General features: G+C 39.4%; 26 protein-coding genes and 2 tRNA genes. 11 read left to right on the top strand and 17 right to left on the bottom strand.

The annotated features are described in order from the left end of the window. Positions 1–7: 7 nt before the first annotated feature. The 4 genes from BMW30_RS08965 to BMW30_RS08950 form a co-directional block, all read right to left on the bottom strand. A complete protein-coding gene (locus BMW30_RS08965) occupies positions 8–1,234 on the bottom strand; it encodes a hypothetical protein (RefSeq protein ID WP_091476121.1) in 1,227 nt (408 codons plus the stop codon). Between the two features lie 26 nt (positions 1,235–1,260). Then, complete coding sequence (locus BMW30_RS08960; RefSeq protein ID WP_091476345.1) at positions 1,261–2,274, bottom strand: S66 family peptidase; 1,014 nt, start codon at positions 2,272–2,274, stop codon at positions 1,261–1,263. A gap of 943 nt (positions 2,275–3,217) precedes the next feature. Further along, entirely contained in the window at positions 3,218–3,739 is a 522-nt protein-coding gene (locus BMW30_RS08955) for a DinB family protein (protein WP_091476119.1), read from the bottom strand. Continuing rightward, positions 3,732–4,250: a P-loop NTPase family protein gene (locus BMW30_RS08950; protein WP_091476115.1), complete on the bottom strand. Its 519-nt coding sequence runs from the start codon at positions 4,248–4,250 to the stop codon at positions 3,732–3,734. The genes BMW30_RS08955 and BMW30_RS08950 overlap by 8 nt, the downstream gene beginning before the upstream one ends. A 400-nt stretch (positions 4,251–4,650) precedes the next feature. On the opposite strand from BMW30_RS08950, the gene BMW30_RS08945 reads away from it, so the two are divergent. The 6 genes from BMW30_RS08945 (at position 4,651) to BMW30_RS08920 (ending at position 9,340) form a co-directional block, all read left to right on the top strand. Further along, entirely contained in the window at positions 4,651–5,091 is a 441-nt protein-coding gene (locus BMW30_RS08945) for a DUF2188 domain-containing protein (RefSeq protein ID WP_091476112.1), read from the top strand. 570 nt (positions 5,092–5,661) lie between these two features. Continuing rightward, positions 5,662–5,934: a hypothetical protein gene (locus BMW30_RS08940; RefSeq protein WP_091476109.1), complete on the top strand. Its 273-nt coding sequence runs from the start codon at positions 5,662–5,664 to the stop codon at positions 5,932–5,934. 30 nt (positions 5,935–5,964) lie between these two features. Further along, positions 5,965–6,447, top strand: a complete 483-nt coding sequence (locus BMW30_RS08935) for a cytochrome c oxidase subunit II (RefSeq protein WP_091476107.1) — start codon at positions 5,965–5,967, stop codon at positions 6,445–6,447. A 4-nt stretch (positions 6,448–6,451) separates the two neighbouring features. Next, entirely contained in the window at positions 6,452–8,095 is a 1,644-nt protein-coding gene (locus BMW30_RS08930) for a cbb3-type cytochrome c oxidase subunit I (protein WP_091476104.1), read from the top strand. A gap of 34 nt (positions 8,096–8,129) precedes the next feature. After that, a complete protein-coding gene (locus BMW30_RS08925; protein ID WP_091476101.1) occupies positions 8,130–8,750 on the top strand; it encodes an SCO family protein in 621 nt (206 codons plus the stop codon). Beyond that, positions 8,750–9,340 carry a hypothetical protein gene (locus BMW30_RS08920; protein ID WP_091476099.1) on the top strand — a complete coding sequence of 197 codons (591 nt, stop codon included), beginning with the start codon at positions 8,750–8,752 and terminating at the stop codon, positions 9,338–9,340. Before BMW30_RS08925 ends, BMW30_RS08920 begins: the two co-directional genes overlap by 1 nt. Before the next feature lie 55 nt (positions 9,341–9,395). On the opposite strand, the gene BMW30_RS08915 is transcribed toward BMW30_RS08920, so the two are convergent. Together BMW30_RS08915 and BMW30_RS08910 are read right to left on the bottom strand one after the other, a co-directional pair. Next, a complete protein-coding gene (locus BMW30_RS08915; RefSeq protein WP_091476095.1) occupies positions 9,396–10,070 on the bottom strand; it encodes a Crp/Fnr family transcriptional regulator in 675 nt (224 codons plus the stop codon). 114 nt (positions 10,071–10,184) lie between these two features. Further along, positions 10,185–10,499, bottom strand: coding sequence for a GNAT family N-acetyltransferase (locus BMW30_RS08910; RefSeq protein WP_245705674.1), 315 nt, complete (start codon positions 10,497–10,499; stop codon positions 10,185–10,187). 193 nt (positions 10,500–10,692) lie between these two features. On the opposite strand from BMW30_RS08910, the gene BMW30_RS08905 reads away from it, so the two are divergent. Both BMW30_RS08905 and BMW30_RS08900 read left to right on the top strand, forming a co-directional pair. Beyond that, complete coding sequence (locus BMW30_RS08905) at positions 10,693–11,205, top strand: YceI family protein (protein ID WP_091476090.1); 513 nt, start codon at positions 10,693–10,695, stop codon at positions 11,203–11,205. Between the two features lie 141 nt (positions 11,206–11,346). After that, positions 11,347–11,694 (top strand): VOC family protein, encoded by a 348-nt coding sequence (locus tag BMW30_RS08900; protein ID WP_091476087.1) that lies wholly within the window; start codon positions 11,347–11,349, stop codon positions 11,692–11,694. A 405-nt stretch (positions 11,695–12,099) separates the two neighbouring features. On the opposite strand, the gene BMW30_RS08895 is transcribed toward BMW30_RS08900, so the two are convergent. Both BMW30_RS08895 and BMW30_RS08890 read right to left on the bottom strand, forming a co-directional pair. After that, entirely contained in the window at positions 12,100–12,687 is a 588-nt protein-coding gene (locus tag BMW30_RS08895) for an SDR family NAD(P)-dependent oxidoreductase (protein WP_281242156.1), read from the bottom strand. Between the two features lie 39 nt (positions 12,688–12,726). Next, positions 12,727–13,152, bottom strand: a complete 426-nt coding sequence (locus tag BMW30_RS08890) for an Ltp family lipoprotein (RefSeq protein WP_091476081.1) — start codon at positions 13,150–13,152, stop codon at positions 12,727–12,729. Positions 13,153–13,271: 119 nt separating this feature from the next. Here BMW30_RS08890 and BMW30_RS08885 point away from each other — a divergent pair. Together BMW30_RS08885 and BMW30_RS08880 are read left to right on the top strand one after the other, a co-directional pair. Next, positions 13,272–13,359 (top strand) — tRNA-Ser (locus BMW30_RS08885). Positions 13,360–13,712: 353 nt separating this feature from the next. Further along, complete coding sequence (locus BMW30_RS08880; protein WP_091476079.1) at positions 13,713–14,744, top strand: DmpA family aminopeptidase; 1,032 nt, start codon at positions 13,713–13,715, stop codon at positions 14,742–14,744. 43 nt (positions 14,745–14,787) lie between these two features. Here the strand turns inward: BMW30_RS08880 and BMW30_RS08875 are convergent. From BMW30_RS08875 to abc-f, 6 genes are all read right to left on the bottom strand, one after another. Then, positions 14,788–14,859: transfer RNA gene (locus tag BMW30_RS08875), tRNA-Val, on the bottom strand. 62 nt (positions 14,860–14,921) lie between these two features. Next, positions 14,922–15,506: an STM3941 family protein gene (locus BMW30_RS08870; protein ID WP_091476076.1), complete on the bottom strand. Its 585-nt coding sequence runs from the start codon at positions 15,504–15,506 to the stop codon at positions 14,922–14,924. Positions 15,507–15,633: 127 nt separating this feature from the next. Beyond that, complete coding sequence (locus BMW30_RS08865) at positions 15,634–16,185, bottom strand: NADPH-dependent FMN reductase (RefSeq protein WP_091476343.1); 552 nt, start codon at positions 16,183–16,185, stop codon at positions 15,634–15,636. A 148-nt stretch (positions 16,186–16,333) separates the two neighbouring features. Beyond that, complete coding sequence (locus tag BMW30_RS08860; RefSeq protein ID WP_091476071.1) at positions 16,334–16,798, bottom strand: Dps family protein; 465 nt, start codon at positions 16,796–16,798, stop codon at positions 16,334–16,336. Positions 16,799–16,878: 80 nt separating this feature from the next. Beyond that, positions 16,879–17,328 (bottom strand): VOC family protein, encoded by a 450-nt coding sequence (locus BMW30_RS08855; RefSeq protein ID WP_091476068.1) that lies wholly within the window; start codon positions 17,326–17,328, stop codon positions 16,879–16,881. After that, positions 17,315–18,943 carry a ribosomal protection-like ABC-F family protein gene (gene abc-f / locus BMW30_RS08850; RefSeq protein ID WP_091476065.1) on the bottom strand — a complete coding sequence of 543 codons (1,629 nt, stop codon included), beginning with the start codon at positions 18,941–18,943 and terminating at the stop codon, positions 17,315–17,317. The genes BMW30_RS08855 and abc-f overlap by 14 nt, the downstream gene beginning before the upstream one ends. A 303-nt stretch (positions 18,944–19,246) precedes the next feature. Between abc-f and BMW30_RS08845 the strand changes: the two genes are divergently transcribed. Then, positions 19,247–19,678, top strand: coding sequence for a GNAT family N-acetyltransferase (locus BMW30_RS08845; protein ID WP_091476063.1), 432 nt, complete (start codon positions 19,247–19,249; stop codon positions 19,676–19,678). Between the two features lie 61 nt (positions 19,679–19,739). On the opposite strand, the gene BMW30_RS08840 is transcribed toward BMW30_RS08845, so the two are convergent. The 3 genes from BMW30_RS08840 to BMW30_RS08830 form a co-directional block, all read right to left on the bottom strand. Then, positions 19,740–20,579, bottom strand: coding sequence for an AraC family transcriptional regulator (locus tag BMW30_RS08840; protein ID WP_180366280.1), 840 nt, complete (start codon positions 20,577–20,579; stop codon positions 19,740–19,742). 78 nt (positions 20,580–20,657) lie between these two features. Next, complete coding sequence (locus BMW30_RS08835) at positions 20,658–20,978, bottom strand: serine hydrolase (RefSeq protein WP_091476058.1); 321 nt, start codon at positions 20,976–20,978, stop codon at positions 20,658–20,660. Positions 20,979–21,161: 183 nt separating this feature from the next. After that, entirely contained in the window at positions 21,162–22,451 is a 1,290-nt protein-coding gene (locus tag BMW30_RS08830) for an NCS2 family permease (RefSeq protein ID WP_091476054.1), read from the bottom strand. Between the last annotated feature and the right edge of the window lie 289 nt (positions 22,452–22,740).

Raw genomic sequence — 22,740 nt, 5'->3', positions numbered from 1 at the left:
TGTAAAGTTACTCTTCGTTCAACTCAAACTGTGATTCAAATTCATCAATGTTTAAATCCGTAACTTCTGAGTCAAATTCATGCGTGATTCTGTTTATCGTTCCTGAAAATCCTTGATCTGTCATAGGAGCTAAGAAGATACCTACGTTGAAATTCACGTCTGCTAATGATATTGCATTCTCTACATAAAGACGCGTCGTCACTCCAGACTCGTCGATTTCTAATACAAGCACATTGCCTTCTAGACTGTAAGTACCAGCAATCTCTTCATCTAAATCTGTAATCGTTGCAACACCGTCTTCTTCGAGCATCACATCAATAGTTTCATCACTTTGCCCAATCGCGAAAGTGACAAGCTCTCCAATGATTTCATCTTGCTCTAGTTTTACCATTTCAAAGGCTTCACCAATTCTACTTTCACGTTGTTCTTCAAACTCTCTCGGTGCTTCTTTATCAAATGATATAAATTCTAAGTCAGTAAATTCACCTTCAAATTCTCCGCTTCCCGATTGCGTGTAAGTCACTGACATCCTAGTCGTTTCTCCCGCTCCAAAAAGGTTCATTATATAGAAATCAAGATTAGAGTCATCAATTGTATAATAACCGAGTTGTTGAAAGACAGAATCAGGGTTAATACCATTACTCCCCCAAAAGCGTCTTTGTTCATCTAGATAGACGATTTCATCGTAACCACCCATATTCATTAAATACACATCATTCTCGACTTCATATAGTTCTTCAACCGGCTCGTTCATTAACAGTGGAATGCTTGGTTCGCTTTCTTCTGTTAATGTCATCGTGTATTCCTGACCGACAACACGTTCATGAATATCCGAATACTGCTCGAGTGACGCTTCATCTGTATTAGATTCAAATTTCACAGTGACATCTTCGACTGTTCCATTAATTTCAGAACAGTCTAACGCATCATAGCTTAAATGTAAGTCAACAAAGTTAAAGTCTTCATCAGGAAAAGAAAGTACGAGTAAGTCATCTTTAAAATAGTAGTTTCCTTCTTGACTCCTCACATCATCATAATTTACTGCGGTTTGAAATTCGGTGAACATGACCCGGAACGACTGCTCATCCGAGTCACGAGGGTTTATCTCCATAAAATATGTCTTATGTCCCATACTATCGTACGGATTAACTGCTTCATCTTGCGCGCTTACTGTTGTTGTGACGAACATCCCCAAAAATAAAAGTATGAAGTAACGAAAGCTATTCTTAATCATAGACTCTTTCCTGTCGGATTTTTATCCTATGGCAAAAAGTTTTGTGTCATGGTGCCTGAATTATTTTCGTAAGTAATATGCGCCATTGCGCCGTTTACGAACGTCATTTGCGGCGGAACGTGGCCACAATCGACATCATATATTATAGGTACACCCAAATCTTTTTGAATTTCTCTGTAAACGTCGAGAAATGTATAACCTTCAACATCGTCTGTGACAGCCGTTCGTCCGAACATGATTCCGCTACACTGATCGAACCATCCTGCATATTTCATCTGTGTTAAAGTTCTCTTGAGATCCGTCGGTGAATCTTCACAATTTTCAAAGTACCAAATGATATTTTCTTTTATATTTTGCTTGTTGATAAACCCATTCACATCGCCATAAGGCGTACCGACGAGATGATGAATGACATCCGTACAACCACCGAGCAAGCGACCATTCATTTCTACAGGTTCACCAGTTACTGATTTCCATTTGGTCGGTTCAGTAAGGTTAAAAATCTCCTCAGGTGGATCATCAAACTTCCATTCCAATTGATAAAGTTCTGAGGATTGCTGTTTGACTGATTCGTTGGCTTTTGTATTTAGGACGTCTAACCAACGTGCGGTTGTTGCGTCGGATTTTGGACCACGAATATCGATGATGTTCGTGCCATGTGCTGTTGCCATACCCGTTTTTAAAGTAACCGCTAGTAGTAATGCACTGATGTCGGAATATCCGAGAATCCATTTTGGAGTAATTTTATCGAATTCAATGTGTTCTAGGGTTTCAATTAACAGCTCGCCACCCCAAGGAGGGAAAATCAAATCGATCGAATCATCTTGGAGCATTTTGTTTAGTTCATTTGCACGTGTTTTTTTATCAGCTGATTTAGCTTTTTCTTGCGTCCACACCGTGTCACCGACAGTCGTTTTGAAGCCCCTTTTTGTCATGCGTTCTATCGCTTGATGCATCATGGGATGAAGTTCTTTGTTTACACCAGAAGACGGTGCGGTAATCCCAGCGATACGTTTGTTTAGTTCTGGATAACGTATGATAATACCACTCCTTACATTACTTTTAGTAATCTCATTATATAGGAATGTGGATTGATTAGGAAAATATATCAAAAAATGAGTTCGAAGCCTAAAGTGTGCGGCAGCTCAGAAAAATCTCGGCTGACGCACAGCTCCGTGGCCGAAATGTGCGGCATCTCCAAAAAATCTATGCTGACGCACAGTTCGATCAGATTACTGTTACTCCCGGGGGCAATTCAGTGTCGGGAGGAACACTATCGACCGATTTGTGGGACTCCCGAGGTCAAAATCGAACGCTGAGTACCGCTGAGACCAGCATTGTGGGACTCCCGAGCTAAAAATCATACCCTGAGTACCGCTGAGAACAGCATTGTGGGGCTCCCGAGCTAAAAATCATACCCTGAGTACCGCTGAGACCGGCATTGTGGGACTCCCGAGCTCAAATCAGGGGCGGGAGGGTCAAGTCCTATTAAAGCGAGAACATCCCCTCGTTCAATCGACGAAGTCCTGTTAAGACGAGAACATCCCGTCGTTCAACTGACGAAGTCCCGTTTAACCGAGAACATCCCATCGTCCAACCGACGAAGTCCTGTTAAGCCGAGAACACCCCTTCGTCCAGACGACGAAGTCCTGTTAAGCCGAGAACAGCCCTTCGTCCAGACGACGAAGTCCTGTTAAGCCGAGAACACCCCTTCGTCCAGACGACGAAGTCCCGTTAAGCCGAGATCATCCCTTCGTCAAACCGACGAAGTCCTGTTTAGCCGAGAACATCCCTTCGTCCAGACGACGAAGTCCCGTTAAACCGAGAACATCCCATCGTCAAAACAACGAAGTCCTGTTAAGCCGAGAACATCCCTTCGTCCAGACGACGAAGTCCCGTTAAACCGAGAACATCCCATCGTCAAAACAACGAAGTCCCGCAATCAAAAAAACACATAGTCCATTCCAATAAGTTACTCAAATACTAGCGGTTCGCTTGTTGTCTTTCTATGACTACTTCGTAATGATGACGTTCGTGAATCTCCAGTAGTTTTATCCCTTGAATAATATTAGGATAATTTGGCACTGGATCCGGCAGCCTAATACAATAAATTTCCTTTTGAGTTAAGTTTTTTACAAGATTTTGAACTTTCCTTGTTTCTACCTCAAGAAGATTTCGAAGATCACCTTTCTCAAGATGATCAACATTTCCTGGAATAAGTATAAACGGCGCTTTCATCGTTTTACCTGAGTAAATGTTTGGCATATCATTATTTTGATTATCACATGGTACGAGATTAATGATAGGTCTTGCAAATGGCAAATATGCTTGCAATCCGAGACGAGTCAATTTCAATAATTTATAACAATGGTAAATCGATTCAGCTATACTCCACTTATCGTCTAAGACGCGCGTGTGTATATCACCGTTGAATTCGAGACTTGCAAAGTAGGCATTACGCATCTGTTCTAAATTTTCAAAAGCCTCTTGCATTTCATTATTCATGATCATTCTCCTCATTCAATTTGTTTAAATACGCATTGACTGATTTCGCACCATTTAGAATGACTATCTCTTTATCTTCTATGGATTTAAGTTTCGTAATAATTTTGTGTTTCTTCTTCGAATGATAATTCCAAATCCACACTAAAAATTCCCAGTCTACCTTCTCTTCACAGCCATCTCTCATATCCGGCCGTGTCTTTCCTCTATATAATACATACCGCTTCAACACACGATAAAAACACCGCCACCGGCTGATATTCAGAAAAATTATTTTATCCGCATGACCGGAACGTTCCTCGAAGAATCTTGTATAGTTCCCATCGATGACCCAGTCCTCGTTCGCCATCAACTTTGAGTGAATCTCTATCTGTTCATCTAAAGTGGACATCTCCCAATTCGGTTTCCAGAAACATTGATCCAAATGGAAGACTGAAATATCGTATAATTTCCCTAATGTACGAGCAAATGTTGATTTCCCAGCACCACTTGAACCCATTATCATAATCTTCATCGTCCACCCCCGAAAGTTTTCTTAATTTTAACACGAGAGATGAGTTGATGGTTAGTCTGGCGGTACGAGATTCGGGAAAAATGATGTTCTCGTTCCGCGGTAGTCGGTTTGGCGGTACGAGATTCTGCAAAAACGATAATCTCGTTCCGCGGCAGTCGGTTTGGCGGTACGAGATCCGGGAAAAACTGTAATCTCGTTCCGCGGCAGTCGGTTTGGCGGTACGAAATTCGGGAAAACGGTGATCTCGTTCCGCAGTAGTCGGTTTGGCGGTACGAGATTCGAGAAAAACGGTGTTCTCGTTCCGCCAAACCTAACCCCCTAAAAGCTCGTTTCACTTTAATTCCTTAAAATTTGGGTATTTAAATATAAATGACTTTACGACAATAAAGGAGTGGATTTAATGCCTTGGAATATGAATGATTACCCGAACAGTTTCAAAAACTTTGATCAAACGCTAAGGAAAAAGATGATTGATATTGCGAATTCGATGGTGGATGCTGGATATGATGAAGATGAGGCTATTCCAATAGCGACTGAACAGGCAAAGGAGTGGTATGACAATGCATCGAAAAGTGAAGTTGAGTCGTTTGAACGTGAACCGAATCCGAGCAAAAAAGATTCCCACGACAACGATAGTGCCCGGCCTGAACTTATGGATGAGGATGTTGAAGTTAAGTTCGACGAAGATGAGAAAAATTGGCAAGTTAAGACAGTAACTGCGGATCGTGCTTCTGATTTATATGACACAAAAGATGAAGCATTAAAACGTGCAAAAGAAATCGCGGACAACAAAGGAACAAACGTAATTTCGTATACGAAAGAGGGAAAGAAAGAATCTTAAAAAGAAAGCAAAATTATGAAAAAAGACCACAAAGAGACAGCAAAATTATGAAAAACCTCAAAAAGAAAGCAAAAAATCTTTCAATAATCGTGGTGACTCTCATGCGAAGTCTCCACGTTTTTTTGTTTTTCCAACACGCCCAACTACCTCAAATAATATTCCCTCTCACCTACTCAACACTTTCACCCGTTCTTTATCTTCCAGTAACAAATAATCCTTCAATACAGCTTCATTAAATTTCTCTCGTTTCAAACGCTCAATTCACCAAAGTAAAGAAGTGTTCGTTTTGTCACACCTGTAATCTCAATCACTTTTTGCATTGTTCATTCTGAGATGCCTCATAAATCACACGATAAAGAATGATTTAACATGATGTTCAACGCTTACTTACAAGATAAAAACCAAAGCAAACGATTAATATTAATAACAATCTATGTAATTTTACTCATTTATTAAGATTATATAAAAATCTCTTAAACTTTTTCTCACTTCCGTGATTTGTATCACACCAACATTTCCTATATTTTTTTACACTCTAAGTAACAAATAATATACGGAGAAGGTGAAAGCATGGAAAAGGGCAAGCAAAGGGTTGTTGACATAAGTTCATATGAGATTAAAGAGAGACCTTCAATTAAGCCTCAAGATGATGGTAGCTACAGAATTAAGACGTATAAAGGAAAGAGAATTGGAAATGTTTATACATCTGAGCCACCTGAAATAAATGATGAAAATGAAGACTTATCTTTACGCGGAACTTTGTTCTCTACTATCGTTTTTGTCGGCGGTGCAATACTGCTTTGGAGTTGCTTACTTTTAATGCTATTTATTTTAAGATATTAAAGTTCAGGAAATTGGGAGGGAATGATTTAGATGAAAATGCATAAACTCGAAGAAATTTGGTTGATCTTTGGTATCGGTGTTCTTGCTGTTGCACTAATAGTCACTGGATACCAAGTATACGCTCTTGGTATGGGACCACCGTCACACAAAGAAACGGTCGACCATACGCTATGGGAAGATGGCGGAGAGGGGCCTGCTCCATTTAATGAACCTGGTGTATACGAAGTTGGAGATAATGAGTACGAAGTCATAATGACACTTGAAGCTTTTAGTTTTAATCCATCTGAAATTACTGTACCTGTCGGTGCTGAAGTAACTTTCATTATGACATCTAAAGATGTTGTTCATGGTATTACCGTACCACATACAAACTTAAACACAATGGTCTTACCGGGCCACATTCAAACGATTACACAAACATTTAACGAAGCAGACGAGTACTTAATGGTATGTAACGAATACTGTGGTGTCGGTCACCACATGATGACAGCAAATATTATTGTAGAGGAGTGATTAGATGAATAACATAATTGGAGAAGTTAAATTTAGAAAATTCGGTCTGATCACGATCGGACTCGCATTTCTATTGTTACTCATTGGTGGAGCATTTGGTGTTTTACAAGCACTAAACCGCGCAGGCCTTTCAGAATTTTTCTTCGGTTTAGATTATTATCAGATCTTAACATTACATGGTGTATTACTTATTGTTTCATTTACACTTTTATTTATGAACGGTTACTTGTATTCAGCGACAGACTACGCATTAGGTGGATTGCCTAAACTAACGCGTACACTCGCTTGGACTGGTTTAGTCAGTTTCTTAATCGCAGCAGTGTTTATCGTCGGTACGATCTTGATGGGTGAAGCATCTGTCATGTATACGTTCTATGCCCCACTCGCAGCATCACCGTGGTTCTATGTTGGGCTTGTCTTTTTAGCATTTACGATTTTTTTATCAGCAGCAGGTATATTCTACGCAGCATATGATTGGAAGAAACGTAACAAAGGTAAACACTTACCACTGTATGCATTCTTTGCAGTCGGTGCATACATGCTGATTTCACTTGGTACAATTGGTGTCACAGCAAAAGTTTTACTACAAGTACCTTGGGCATTCGGTTGGACGGACGGCGTAAACGTATTGCTCGACCGTACATTATTATGGTGGTTTGGTCACACGCTCGTTAACGTTTGGTATTTAGTTGCAATTTCTGCTTGGTACATGGTACTTCCAAAAGTTATTGGTACGAAAATCTTTAGTGATAGCCTTGCACGTATCGTTGTTATCCTGATTGTTGTACTAAACGTTCCTGGTGGATTCCACCACCAAATCGTTGACCCTGGTTTCACAGAAACATTGAAATTCGGTCACGCAGTGATGAGTTTAGCAATCGCAGTGCCTTCACTATTTACAGCGTTCGCAATGTTTGCAACATTAGAACGTGCAGGACGCCGTCGTGGTGGTAAGGGATTACTCGGATGGTTAGTTAAATTACCATGGAAAGATCCTAAGTTCTTAACAATTATGATTGCAATGATTGGTTTCATCTTTGGTGGTGCCGGTGGTATCGCTCAAACAAACAACCAGTTAAACCAAGTTGTGCATAACACGTTCTGGGTTGTTGGCCACTTCCACGTGACTGTGGGTATCGCAGTTGTCTTAACATTCTTTGGTGTTGCTTGGTGGTTAGTCCCACACTTAGCACGTCGTGAATTTACACCATTCATGCACAAATTTGCATTATGGCAAACGTGGGCTTGGGTGATCGGTATGTTCCTGATGTCTGCATCGATGTCTATCGTCGGTCTATTCGGCACACCGCGACGCAGTCAGCACTCAACTTATGGAGATCACGCACATGCACTTGAATGGAATGAGTTGTTACTTATTGTCGGTGCCGGTGGTTTAGTATTAATGGTTGCAGGTCTCATGATCGTCGGTGGTATTTACTACTTGATGTTCTTTGCACCTAAGGGACATACACCGTTCTATATGCAAACATTACAAGATCGCGACGCATACAAAACGCCACTCTGGACAGAAAACTGGGCAATGTGGTTCGCACTCGCTATCGTTATGATTGTCATGGCTTACGGTTATCCAATCGTCGACATGGTGATTAACGCACCGCCAGGATCGCCGACATGGAGAACTTGGTAATATAAAAATATAAATAAAAAGAGGAGGCATAAAGATGAAAAAAGAATGGATATATCGTACATTTCTCATCGCAATTGCCCTCCTCTTTTTGTGGGTTGCGACAGACGGATACACGACTTTTACGATTGAAGAAAAACGCTTAAATGAACTGAGAGAGTCACCGCCCCAAATTCCAAATATTACGGTACAGGACAACAAGGATCGTACATATCATTTTGATGAATTTGAAGGCAAATACATGTTTATGACTTTTATCTACACGAATTGTTCGACAGCTTGTCCGCAAATGGAAGCGAGCATGCAGGAAGTTTTTGAACGACTCGACATGGACAAGTATGAAGATGACATAGTATTTTTAAGTGTCTCATTTGATACTGAACGCGATACTGTCGAAGTCCTAGATCGCTATGCAAATTACTTTAATGTTGATGGTGATAGCTGGAGAATGTTGCGCGTGCCGGATGATAATGAATTAGAGAACTTGCTGGATATGTATGGTGTGACAGTTATACCAGAGGGAAGTTCTGATTTTCAGCATAACACGAGTTTTTATCTGATAAAGCCCGACGGGCAGTTGTTAGATACACTGAACTATCGTGAGCCAGATGTTGCAGTTGAAGTACTAGAAGACTTGTTAGAAGTAGGTGAATCCTAATGCGTCAGTTTATATACGGGATGGCCATCATTCTAATATTTGCAACACCCTTTATGCGCACGCTGTTTGAGTCCTATATGTTCTTACACATGCACATGCAGATGATGCTCCTGTTCATTGCAGGACTCTTGATGGCACCATTATTGCAACAAAAATTCCCAAATTTCTTTGAGAAGTTCAATAAAAATGGTGTACCGTTCATGATCATATTTGTAACGATTATCATCTACTGGATGTTGCCGCGTGCGATGGATGAAGCACTTGAACTGTGGTACGTTGAGTTGTTTAAGTTCGTTTCAATACCACTGTTAGCCGGTGTGACACTAAGAGATAGTTTTCGCAAGCTGCAGCCATTTGCGCGATTTATATTCATGGTAATCACGGCACTTACGTTTGGTATTACAGGTGTACTTTACACGTCTTCAGAATCACAGCTGTGTAATGCTTATCTACTCGCTGACCAAATCAGCGTTGGTATTGGACAATTGGCAATTGGCGTTGTAATACTCGCATTCGTCTTCCTGATCACTTTCACCGACCAATCACAGTATTACAAAAATCCATACGATGATGCAGAAGGCTCGTCTTAAATAATTTAGACATAAATAAGTGGCTGCCAACAACATGTTGGCAGCCACTTTTTTGTTATTTGTATTCTCTTAATTTATCATTGCGGATAACAATGTATCCTGACTCTTCATATAAAATATCAAGCTTCTTAAACTTCGAGATGTTACGACTCACAGTCTCCCGAGTCATCCCAACCATACTACCAATCTCTTGTTTGGTCATCTTAATATTGATCTTTGTTTCTTCAGGAGTAATCACCATCCCGTTAGAAATCATCAGTCTCTTAAGCAACGATAATAGTTGCTGATCAGTGCTGGATAATAGCTTCTCTTGCAAGCGTTTATGTAAGTCTAAAATTACACTGCCTAGATAATTAAACATTTTTAGCGCGATACGGTCATGCTTCATTAACAAATTCTCAAAATCTGCTTTGTGAATCACAAGTAATGTCGCATCTTGAAACACAATCGAATTTGCTGGATAATTGTCTGTTCGAAACAAACCGTGGTGCGGAAACATCTCACCCTGTTGAAAGAAGTTGACGATTTGCTCGTTACCTTCCTGATCCGTTCTATAGATCTTTACGGTTCCAGAAATGATAAAAAACAACTTCTCCATTTCATCACCATGATAAAATAAATGTTGGCCTTTTTGAACATGGACCCTATCTGTAATATATGCCACTTCGTGAAGCTCTTCTACATCTAGAGAAGCAAATACATCAAAACGTGATAATTGTTTATGAATCATTCTTTCACCTCAATGTCATACAACCGTGTAAAACTTGACTTACTTATATTATAGATGACTTCTCAAATAAAAAACACCCTACAAATATCGAAGGATGTTTATTTGAGTATGAAATTATCGCCTAACATCTTTATATTTTTCAGGACCTTTGTACATTTCTGCTTTTACGAAAGGAAATAATGGAATGATTGTATCATTGTTTTCATGCGCAAATTCGACAAGATGCTCCAATAATTTTTGTCCAACACCTTGACCTCTTAATTCGTCACTCAATTCTGTGTGATCTGCAATAATGCTCGACTCACCTGCGACAGAATACGTCATTTTAGCTAATGCTTCATTCGCGTTTTCACCCACATAAAATACACGATGCTCGTGTTTAATCTCCATCTGATGATAAACCTCCATTACAATAATTTTACAATTCATAGTATTTAATCTATGATTCCACTGTTTAGTGAAAATTATACAGGTAAATTGAGATTGGTCACATTCGTTTAAATAATATATAGAATTCGAGATATATTGATTCCAATTCGAGGTATTTTATGTTACGATGTTCTTGTAGTTGCAACAGAGTATATACGTAAATTATTTTTTATCTAAAAGGAGAAATTAACCCATGGCGAAATATACATTAGACAAAGCACACAGCAATATCGAATTCGTTGTAAGACATATGATGGTTTCAAAAGTTAAAGGCGAATTCAAAAATTTCGATGTTAACATTACTGGTGACATCAATGACGTATCTTCATTACAATTTGACGTAACAATCTATCCAGAGTCAATTGATACAAACCAAAAAGATCGTGACAATCACTTAAGAACAAGTGATTTCTTTGAAATCGAAACATACCCAGAAATTAAATTTGTAAGTACTTCAGTTACTGCGTCTACGATTACTGGTAACTTAACAATTAAAGATGTAACAATCGAAGAAACATTTGATTTCGAATTAACTGGTACAGCACAAGCACCAGGTGGCGGACTTGTTGCAGGTGTCGTTGTATCTGGTAAAATCGACCGTACAAAATACGGTATGAGCTTCAACCAAGCATTAGAAACTGGTGGCGTTTTAGTCAGTGACGAAGTTAAATTCGAATCTAACGTAGAAATTGGTATTGAAGCGTAATTTCTTTTAAGACTAAATAACTATTGAACATATTTAACGCCCGAATCGGTGCGTGTGTTGAATGCGTATCGGTTTTGGGGTTTTTATCTTTTATTTTGATGTGTGTGAAATTTGGTAAAACATTGTTTAAGGAGTGGTGTTATGAAATTAAATCAGACAGACTTAATCGTTTCGAATGTTGTAGAAGCAACTGAAAAAATCAAACGACTTTTGGATTTAGAACCAGATTTTGCAGATAAAAACTTTGCACAATTTACAGTCGGCGAGCATTCCCTGATGTTGAGTTTAGAGGCATTGGTACCGATGGAGACGATCCATTCAGGTACCATTCTACACATTGAAGTCGACGATGTGAATGCAGTAGAAGCACGGTTGAAAGAAGACGGGCAGAATATCTTGAATGCCCCCTTGAAAACCGACTGGGGAACTTACTCATTGCTTGTTGAAGGACCAGATCAGGTTGTTTTTGATTTCTATAAGATGACTTAGTGGGCTGAGTTCAGTGAATGTGATCTCCATGCTCACTCAGTGTCTTTTTTTGGCCCGAGTGAGCACCAGTTTCAAATCCGTGCTCACTCACTGCAGTTTTCTAGCCCGAGTGAGCACGAAACTCAAATCCGTCCTCACTCAACTCCGTTTTCGCGCCCGAGTGACCACAAGACTAAAATCCGTGCTCACCCAACTCCATTTTCGAGCCTGAGTGAGCACAAGACTCAAATCCGTCCTCACTCAACTCCATTTTTGATTCGGAGTTACCATGAACTTTCAGCGGCCTGTTACCCCACCCCTATTTTCTCTCTGAAGTAGCAAGCCACCAAAATCTCCAATCAATCCTATCTCAAAGAATTAAAAAACCAACATCACCCGAATGCTGGTTTTAAATCTCTATTACAATTAAGTATACCCACCGTCTACATTGATGACTGCACCTGTTACGTATGATGATCCGTCAGAAGCTAACCAGAGGTAAGTTTGGGCAACTTCTTCTGCTTGTGCGAATCTACCAAGCATACTCAATTGTTTCGCATAACTATCTGGTTCTAATCCGCATTGTTCAATTGCACCACGAAGCATCGGTGTGTCAATTGCAACTGGTGCAACTGTGTTAATACGGATTCCTTTTGGTAAGTAGTCCATCGCAGCATTTTTAGTTAATCCGATCACACTATACTTAGCCGCAACATATGCTGAGTTTGCTGGCTGTGGACGGACTTCACTTGCTGATGGTGTATTAACGATTGATCCTACATTACCTTCTTTTTCAAACTGGCGTAACTCATATTTTAATGAGAGTGCGACACCTTTAAGGTCAACCGCCATCAGTTTATCCCAATATTCAAAATCTGTTTCTGTCAATGGCTTGTCGTCAGGTGTGATCGCAGCGTTGTTGATTGCAATATCTAATGTTCCATAATGATCAACCGTTGCTTTCACCATGTGCTCTACTGAAGCTTCATCTGAAACGTCAACTTGTCCGAAGATTGCATCTCCCAGGACTTAGTTTCTCTATTGCTCTAAATTTTATATCGCATATTTGGCTTCGCCCTCAGTAAAACCATCTGTTTCTGTTAATAAATTGTGTAACTCCTCATCAGAATAATCGGATGCTAGTAAGTGCGTTTTTGCTGATTCTAAGGCGTTCTCTTCATAATCAAAATCTAGATAATCGAGAACCCCCTCTGCATCCGCTTCTGAGATTTCCCAACCTGTTCTTTCAACCAGTAAGTTTTCCATCATTAGCACTCTTGACCAGTCAAATACATCTTCCCATTCGCGTGCCAGGGTGATTGCATTTTTCTCTTCTTGTGAGAATTGCTCAATTTCTTTCAGCTCACTATCCTCTGCCTTATCTTCCGCTTCACTTTCATCTTGTACAATATTTATCGCCAATGTCACAATCATTCCAATAAGAAGTATTACAATTGCACCAATTAAATGTTTCTTCATATCGCCTTTCTCCTACTTCTTGATATCTGTGATATTCCTTTTGATGCAAGTTCAAACGACGATATAACATATTGAATTCTTCAAATAAATATCTTATAATATGTAACGTTGCACTAAATGGATAGATGGCCGAGTGGCTTAAGGCGCATGCTTGGAAAGCCTGTAAACGGTTCGCCCGTTTCGAGGGTTCGAATCCCTCTCTATCCGCTCTTAACCCCGGAACCATATTGGTTTCGGGGTTTTTTTTATCGTATACTATATTCTTGTAAATTCTCAATCGCATCATCTGTTTCTTCTTCTATAAAGCCATGCGCTTCTATTAATATTTCAAACAACTCCTCATATTTTCAAATACAGTCTCATCTGCTTCAGCTAACGTCGGAACAAGTAGCATCGCAACAACGAGCATTATAAGTTTTTTCATATTGATTTCTCCAACTCTTGATAATTTTGATATTCCCTTTCACAATGAATTAATACGATTGAAATTTAAGAATTATCACAAAAATGATAAACAATAAACTGTATACTAAAATTATATATACGATAGGAGGATTCTAATGGGACTAGATAAACAACATCGTTCTACACGAACTTTATCGACTGGGAAAAATAATTTAATCACGGATGTGCCGGGTGTCAAAGTTGGACACGTGACGCTGAGTGATGGGGGCATTCAAACAGGTGTGACGGCAATTCTCCCGCACGACGGGAATATGTTCACAGATAAATATCTCGCTGCTTCTACTGTTATCAATGGATTTGGGAAAAGTGTCGGGCTCATTCAAGTGGATGAGATGGGCACGATTGAAACACCAATCATTCTTACGAATACGCTCAGTGTCGGCACTGCCTCTACTGCCCTTGTCAAACACATGCTAGATCAAAATGAAGACATCGGTGTAAAAACGGGTACCGTGAATCCAATTGTGCTCGAGTGTAATGATATGCAGCTAAACGATATTCGTGGCATGCACGTGCGTGAAACACATATCGCTCAAGCAATTAAAGATGCTGACATTGTTTTTTCTGAAGGTGCTGTCGGGGCAGGTCGGGGCATGATGTGTCACGAGTTAAAGGGTGGAATCGGTTCTGCTTCTCGATTAGTAAAAATAAATGAAGTTGAGTACACGGTTGGTGTTCTTGTCATGAGCAACCATGGTTCGTTCGAAGACCTGATGATAGACGATAAAAAACTCTCCAACGATTTTGAATTACCGAACGATAAAACCGAAGAAAAAGGTTCGATCATCGTCGTCATCGCAACGGATGTGCCACTATCTGAGCGCCAGTTGAAGCGTGTATCAAATCGTGCCGTAGTCGGATTAAGCCGTACGGGTGCCTACATTGGTAACGGTAGCGGCGAGCTTGCACTCGCGTTCTCTACTGCAACGAAGATGCCCCATCAATCACCAAAAGAACCGTTATCTATGAACTTTTTACACGATGATGATATCAATCCACTGTTCAAGGCGACGGCTGAAGCCGTTCATGAATCGGTCGTCAGTTCTATGACACACGCGGAGAGTGTCTCGGGTATTCGCAATAAAACTGCTGTTTCACTGAATGATCTGACGAAAAAAACGCTATAACAAAAACAAAAAAACAGCCACTAAAAAATGGCTGTGTAATAGATGGTCCCAGGTGGTTTCGAACCACCGACCTCTTGCATGTCAAGCAAGCACTCTCCCACTGAGCTATGGGACCTCAGTCATATATATAATACCACATTCTCCATGAAAAAGGCCTACATAATTGTAGGCTTTCTTCTATAATTCATCTAAATCTTTAAGTTCACGGGTTTCATTTCTGTTTTTGATTTCTTCAATCCCTACAGCTGTCACCCAGTAATCATACATCAGCTGTCCGACTTTCTCTGCATCATAGCCTTGTGCTGTTTTTGTTGTCACTAACACATCTGCATAACCGAGTCTCTTATTTGCCCTCGCAAACATATTGCCCATTTTTGACCGTGCATGCTTTGCAAGTTCTGGATCTTTTAGTGACAATGCTACGAAAACCTCTGAAGTGACTTGCACTAATTCAACACGCGTCACTTGATCCCATGGTATCAATGTATCATTCGTCGATAAAGCACTCGAATAATCATAGAAACCTTCCTCATTTAATATAAGTACATATTTTTTTGAAATTAAACTTTTTACCAATAACACGAAGGCCAACCCAAAAAACAATGTACCGATTATACCTACGATTACCATGAATATATTGTCATCATTTATGCCGATAAAAATTACAAATATGCTGACAAATGTCATGATGATACCTAATATTACGATGAACAGTTGTCCACCTTTACTCTGTTTTATCTTTACTTCTTCTAATTGATTCATCACGGATTCTCCTAAAATCTTTACTTTCTATGATGAATAATATATTGCCTTTTTCATATCATATCAAACATAAAAAAGTGCATGACCAAGACTCGGCCATACACGCATTGAACAAATTCTGATTTGATTATTTAAAACGCCCGATGTGTTCAACGAATGCGTCAACAACTGTTTGTAAGAAGCTTTTCGTATCTTCGTTGTTTAATTTTCCGTTGTCATCGAATAATTCATAAGATCCGCCAATGTATGCTTCTGGTTGTTGCATTGGGTAAACATTTAAGAATACAAGACCTTGACGGATATCATGATTTGCACCAAATCCAGCTAATCCTGATGGGGATTGACTCATGATTGCAGCTGGTTTGCCATCCCAAATACTTTGACCGTAAGGACGTGAACCTACGTCTAATGCGTTTTTGATACCTGCTGGCATCGTGCGGTTATATTCTGGTGTTACGAATAAAATTGCGTCGACTTCTTTCATTGTATTTCTAAATTTAGTATATTCTTCATGTGTATTTTCTTCTGTATCTAAGTCTTCGTTGTATAAAGGAATATTTCCGATTTTTACAAACTCAGTTTCTACACCTTCAGGGAACATTGGTGCAACGTTCTCAGCTAAAAGTTTAGTTACAGAATCTTTTCTTAAACTACCTACGATAATTCCTACTTTAGTCATCATTCATTTCTCCATTTCATAATTTTTGTTTACACGACTTATTATATCTCGAATTAGAGTTAATTCCAATCATATGCTCATAAAATATAAAGTTTTTTGCTGATAAAAAAGAAGAGTAGACATGTTGCCTACTCTCCCAAAAAATTATCTATTGAACATCTTTACCTAAGAACGATTTCAACATCCAGTTGTTCTTCTCAAGTTCTGTATTCATTCCAATAAACATATCTGCAGTACGATCATCGCCAGCTTCTTCAGCGACATCCTTACCCTTATCAAGTTCTTTTGAAATTAAATCGAAATCTTTGTTTAACTGTCTCACCATTTGGTCAGCTGTTAAATCATACTCAGCGTCTTCAATGCTTGCTTCCTTTAATGCTTCATCTAGGCGTGCAACCGGCTCCCCACCAATCGCAAGCAGGCGTTCTGCAATTTCGTCCACATATTCACCTGAAGTGTTATATAATTCCTCGAACTTTTCGTGAAGTGAGAAGAAATTGTGACCTTTTACATACCAATGATAGTTGTGTAACTTCGTCCAAAGTACTGTGAAGTTCGCAACCTGATGATTCAGTACTTCTTTTAATGCTTGAGTGTCTTCAGATCTAGCCATTACAAAAACCTCCCATTATTTATGTACTCTATATATTCCCATTTAATAAGATGTTAATCAGAGAAAGTTACATTATTTTGTCAGCTTTGTGAATCATTTTCAATGATAATCATGTCTTGGTCATCGAATTCAAAAGCCGCTTTAGCGACCTCCCAATAATAGCCGTTCGGGTCTTTAAAGTAGCCGGAATACCCGCCCCAAAATACACGTTCAGGCATCTTAACAATTTCAACATCATTAGCGATTAAATGTTCAAATATTGCATCGACTTCATCTTCAGTTTTTGCATTATAAGCAAGTGTTATTCCATTAAATCCACCTGTTTTAATTTCCGGTGGATCGTCTGCATTGACATCTTTTGCGAGCGCTTCAATTGGAAATAGTTCAAGTTTAGTTCCACGGTTGTTAAAAAATACGATCGGTGCATTCGGGTTTACTTCGAACGTTTCAAATCCGAGCACATCTTTGTAAAATCTATACGACGCTTCCATATCATGAATACCAAGTGCAATAAGATTAATTCTGTTCATTTAAACTTCTCCTTTTTTCTTTCGCATAGCTGTAGTTACCCACATATTCACTTAACATACCGGATTCCAACCACAATGTTTTGTTGAAGAATTTATCTAGAAAGTAACGATCGTGTGAAACAGCAATTATCGTGCCATTAAACGATTCCAGTGCATCTTCAAGCATTTCTTTCGAATCAATATCTAAGTGGTTGGTCGGCTCATCTAAAATAAGTACATTAAAATCGTTCGTCACAATTTGAGCCCAGCGCAATCGCATCTTTTCACCACCGCTTAAATCTTTCACTTTCTTATAGACATCATAACCATAAAATAAATAACCTGCTAAATGATTGCGTGCTTCACCTTCTGTCACGTGTGCGTAGTCTCTATACGCTTCAAGCACTGTATCGTCCCCATTGTTAAAGTCATGTTGTGCAAGGTAACCGATTTTAATATTTTCTGCACGACTGATCACACCATCATCCGCTTCAACATCGCCGAGCATCATCTTGAGCAATGTACTCTTACCGGTACCATTTGCCCCAACGATTGCGACGTGTTCATTGCGATATATACTCATATTCACATCTTCAAACAATATGTCTTCATACATTTTTGCGACATCTTCAAATATAAATATGTCTTTCGCCGTCTTCCCTGATTGTTCCATATCCAGCTGCATCTTTTTCGCTTCAAGAATCGGCTTTTTCTTCACATCAATACGCGCGAGTGCTTTCTCCATACTTTTCGCACGTCTATGAAGAGCTGCGTTCGGCGGATTGGCTTGGTTTGCCCAAATTTTCAACTGTTTAATCTGCTCTTTCATTTTCTCGATTTTCTTCTGCTGTGTCTTGTACGCTTCATATTCTTGAATAATTCTGTCATGCTTCTCTTTAACAAAATAAGAATAGTTGCCATGATATACATAGAGCTGCTGTTGATCTATCTCAAAGATTTTACCGACAGTCTCATCTAGAAAATAGCGATCATGTGAAATTATCATGACTGCACCTTTATAATTTAAGATAAACTGAGTTAACCACTCAATGCTTTCAATATCCAAGTGGTTCGTCGGTTCATCAAGCAGGAGTAAATCTGGTGAAGACAACAGTAACATCGCAAGTCCGACCTTTGTCCGCTCGCCACCAGAAAGGTATTGCCATTCTCTATTTTTAAGATCAGCAATTTTTAGACCGTGGATGACAAAGTTTATTTTACTATCCTTCTCGTAACCGCCGAGTGCTTCAAATTCATTTTGCACATCTGCATAGCGATTCAATATCTTCTCCATATTCTCAGGTTGTTCTACCATATCTTTCTCTAGCTTTTGCATGAGCGATTCCGTTTCATTTAAATACTCAAACACATTCTTGAGCGCATCGATGACTTGTTGTTCATCCGGGAGATTTGGTATTTGACTAAGTAGTCCAATCTTTGCATCTTTCTTTAAGTTAATAAATCCATTGTCTGGATGCTCTTCGCCAGCAATCAATTTAAACAGTGTCGTCTTACCTTCACCATTTCTACCAATCAAGCCGATGCGGTCTTTATCTTTAATTTCAAACTTAATATCTTCAAAAATCATATCGCCTGTAAATGACTTTGAAACTTGTGACACATTTAAAATATTCATTGTTTCCTCCATAATTAGAGGAATTTTGATGTTGAAATTCCCCTAGATATTTTTCTCATTAAAATTGGACACATCCCACCAATTTTTAAGAGAAATGGCAAATTTACTGCGTACGATAAGAGTAAAACGCGTACGCGCAGCACTATCTAGGATCAACTTCAACACCTCCGTTCAGTTCAATACACTCATTATAACAAACTGAGTAAACATACAATAAAATTTTTGATTATAATAACATTCGTGTATAATATAAGCTAACTAACGATTGGAAATTTAAGTCAATCAAAATTTAGGAGTATAACTATGATTCAGTTTAGAACGATTGATGAAGACAATTTTTATGATGTGATTGGTATGGAGTTGGAAAATGATGACTTTGTCGCAAGTAATGTATATTCACTTGCAGAAGCATGGTTGTCAAAAGGCGACATGATGCCTTATGCCATTTACAATGAAGAGACACTCGTTGGATTCATCATGCTGGAGAAAAACTACAAAGATGGTGGTCTGGGTATATTGCGCATGATGATTGCAGAAGAACATCAAAATAAAGGTTTTGGCTCTAAGTGTATCGATCACGTTTTACAAAACCCTGAATATCGTGAGGCGTATGATTTTTCGTATATCTATTTAGTACCTGAAAACAAACGCGCAAACTTTGTGTATAAAAGAGCCGGCTTTTATGATACCGGTGAAATCGAAGAGGGAGAGCTCGTTTTCCGTTACGATTTTTAAAATCCTGGTAGAACAAAAAGACTTCCAAGTGTGGAATATATTCTCACTTGGAAGGTTTTTGTTACTGCACCGGCACCCAGATTTCAGTCACATATTCTGCTGAATTCGGATCACCGGGTTTATATAGTTCAAACTCTGGTGCATCTCTTAGTTCATAGTCAGATGATGGAATGACCGATTCAAATGCTTCTTTCGTTACACGTTGAATTTCATCGGGTACCGGCCCCTTCGCTTCAAATACCAAGTACCTACCACCCGGAATTTCACGTGATTCAAAATTGCGAGTATCCGCATCAGAACTCACTGCAATCATGTACTCAAGACCGTCACCCTGTGGAATGCTGACGCCTAAAAATCCTTGAATCTTTTTATCGGCGATTTCTATCAGCGCATCAGGCCTCTCTGAATCATTAAATTCATTCCAGAACGAATTGATTTGACGCAGCGCTACCCCCATCGATTTGTATAATCTAACCTCACCGACGACTGACATTGTTTCTAATTCTCTTACTTGATAAGCCATACTGATTCCTCCTCTTATTGTTACTGAGATATTCATTTTAGGAAATGTCGTCAAGGATACTGGATGTCTTCTAAACGAATTTGGTGTAATCTTATATAAATTTTTAAAGCTTTTTGTAAATGCATCCTGCGACTCATAACCGCACTCAAGCGCTATATCTAATATCTTTGTTTCAGTCTCTTTTAACAGTTGCATTGCACGTGACATACGTCGCATTCGTACATATTCACCGAATGTCACACCTGACAAAATCGTAAATACTTTTTGAAAGTTATAACGCGACATTGCTGAAATTCGTTCTATCTCACCCAAGTCAATTGGCGAACTTAAATGGTCTTCAACATAATCAATCGCTGCATTCATTAATTTTATATCCATCAACTTCATCTCCTGAGTACATCATATAATCTCTAACAATGAGGGGCTCGACTTATCTTGGCAAAATGAATCGACTTTTTATATTGCCCAGAACATATACAAATTATAGTGATCGTATGTAAAGCGTGTTTCATTTGATTGATTTGTTAGGACAACAACACCGATATTACGCTCCGGATCGAACAGAAAATTGGATGAAAACCCGGCAGAGTTCCCGCCATTTCCAAGTGTATTGACGCCATACACACGATTCCACAATCCATGATGATTGAGGCCAATGTCAGTATCCGCATAATACTTTTTCGGTTCGAGCATTGTTTCCAACGTTTCATAATCGTCAAACAACTGTGTACTGGAATCCGCAACAAACGCCATGCCAACCGGATACAATTCAATCATGAAATCTAAATCATCCTTTCTAACACCTGATGTTGAAAAAGATACCACTTACGCCCGACGTTCTGAAACAGATGGATTGTCAGATAAGTCGGGTAGAATTGCTGTAGCATTCACCTCTATCCTAGACCAACACAAAACAAAAAGACACCCGAAAAGATAATCATTTCGAGTGCCTTTATCGTTTTAGTGACCTGGGAAAAATACGAGCTGCAAAACAAAGATTACTCCGAACACATAGATGAGCGGATGTACTTCTTTCCCTTTACCACTGAATAATTTTAATAATGGATACGTGATGAATCCTAGTGCGATACCCGTTGCGATACTTGAAGTCAGTGGCATCGAAATGATGACGATGAATGCTGGGAATGCTTCGTCGAACTGTTTCCAATTCACTTTTTCAAGTCCCGCCATCATAAAGCTACCGACAATAATAAGTACTGGTGCAGTAATTGCTGGCAATCCCGAGATCGTCTCTACGATTGGTGTGAAGAAAATTGTCGCAATGAACAGTATCGCAACAACGAGTGTTGTCAGTCCTGTTCGACCACCTGCTTGTACACCGGCACTCGATTCAATATACGCACTCGATGGTGTCGTACCAAATGTTGCACCAACAGTTGTTGAAATTGCATCCGCTTGTAATGCTGCATTGGCATTCTTCAGCTTGCCATCTTTCATCAGTCCTGCTTGTTCAGCAACACCAATTGTAGTTCCTGTTGTATCAAAAATCGTCACGAGTAAAAATGCAAAGATTACTGTGTAGAGTGATTGTTCAAAGACACCCATTATGTTTAAATCCCAGAAAACAGGCATTGATGGCAATGATACGAAACCAGCGATATCTAACATATTCGCGAAGTATCCAATGACACCTGTGATGAGCATTCCTAGGAATAGGGCACCCTTCACGTTTCGCGCGACTAAAGTCAGTGTAATGAATAGACCGATAATAGAAAGTAATGTCACTGGATCTGTAATGTCACCAAATGACACGAATGTCTCTGGATTTTGTACGATGATTCCAGACATTCTTAATCCTAAGAAAGCGATGAATAACCCGATACCTACTGTAATACCGACTTTTAATGTTTCTGGAATGGCTGCGATGAGTGACTTTCTGAGTGGAGTGAACGTTAATAATATAAATAAGACACCTGCAAAGAATACCGCTGCAAACACGGTTTGATAACTGATTCCTTGGTTAAGTACGACAGTGACGAAGTACGCGTTCATCCCCATCCCCGGTGCTATCGCTATTGGATAGTTTGCGAATAATGCCATGATGAGCGTTCCGACGACTGCTGCGATAATCGTTGCCATGAAGACCTGATCGAATGGCACACCCGCTGCCGATAATATTGCCGGGTTAACCACAACGATGTACGCCATTGTTAGGAACGTTGTAATACCAGCGATTACTTCAGTTCTAACATTCGTCCCACGACTTTCTAGCTTAAAAAAATTGTTCATGTTCGTTTCTCCCTTTAACACATTTAAACACCCAGATTATTCTACTCCAATTTTAGGTATTTCACAATGTTTGCTTAGGAAATTTTAGTGGGTGATGAGTTGTTGTGGATGGGGTGGAACTTCGTAGCGAATTTTTGTCGTGAAGTTCCAACCCTAGATGGAAATTGGAACTTCCGACCGAATTTTTAGCCCTGAGTTCCAACTCTATGTCTTGTCGCGGAACTTCGCTACTTTTTTTCACACTGAAGTTCCGTGAGATTTGGGTTCGCGGAACTTCGCTACTTTTTTT

Source organism: Aliicoccus persicus (assembly GCF_900110815.1).
GTDB classification, from domain to species: domain Bacteria; phylum Bacillota; class Bacilli; order Staphylococcales; family Salinicoccaceae; genus Aliicoccus; species Aliicoccus persicus.
Note: the sequence above shows the minus strand (reverse complement) of the source record. Positions and strands in the feature narration are given on the sequence as shown.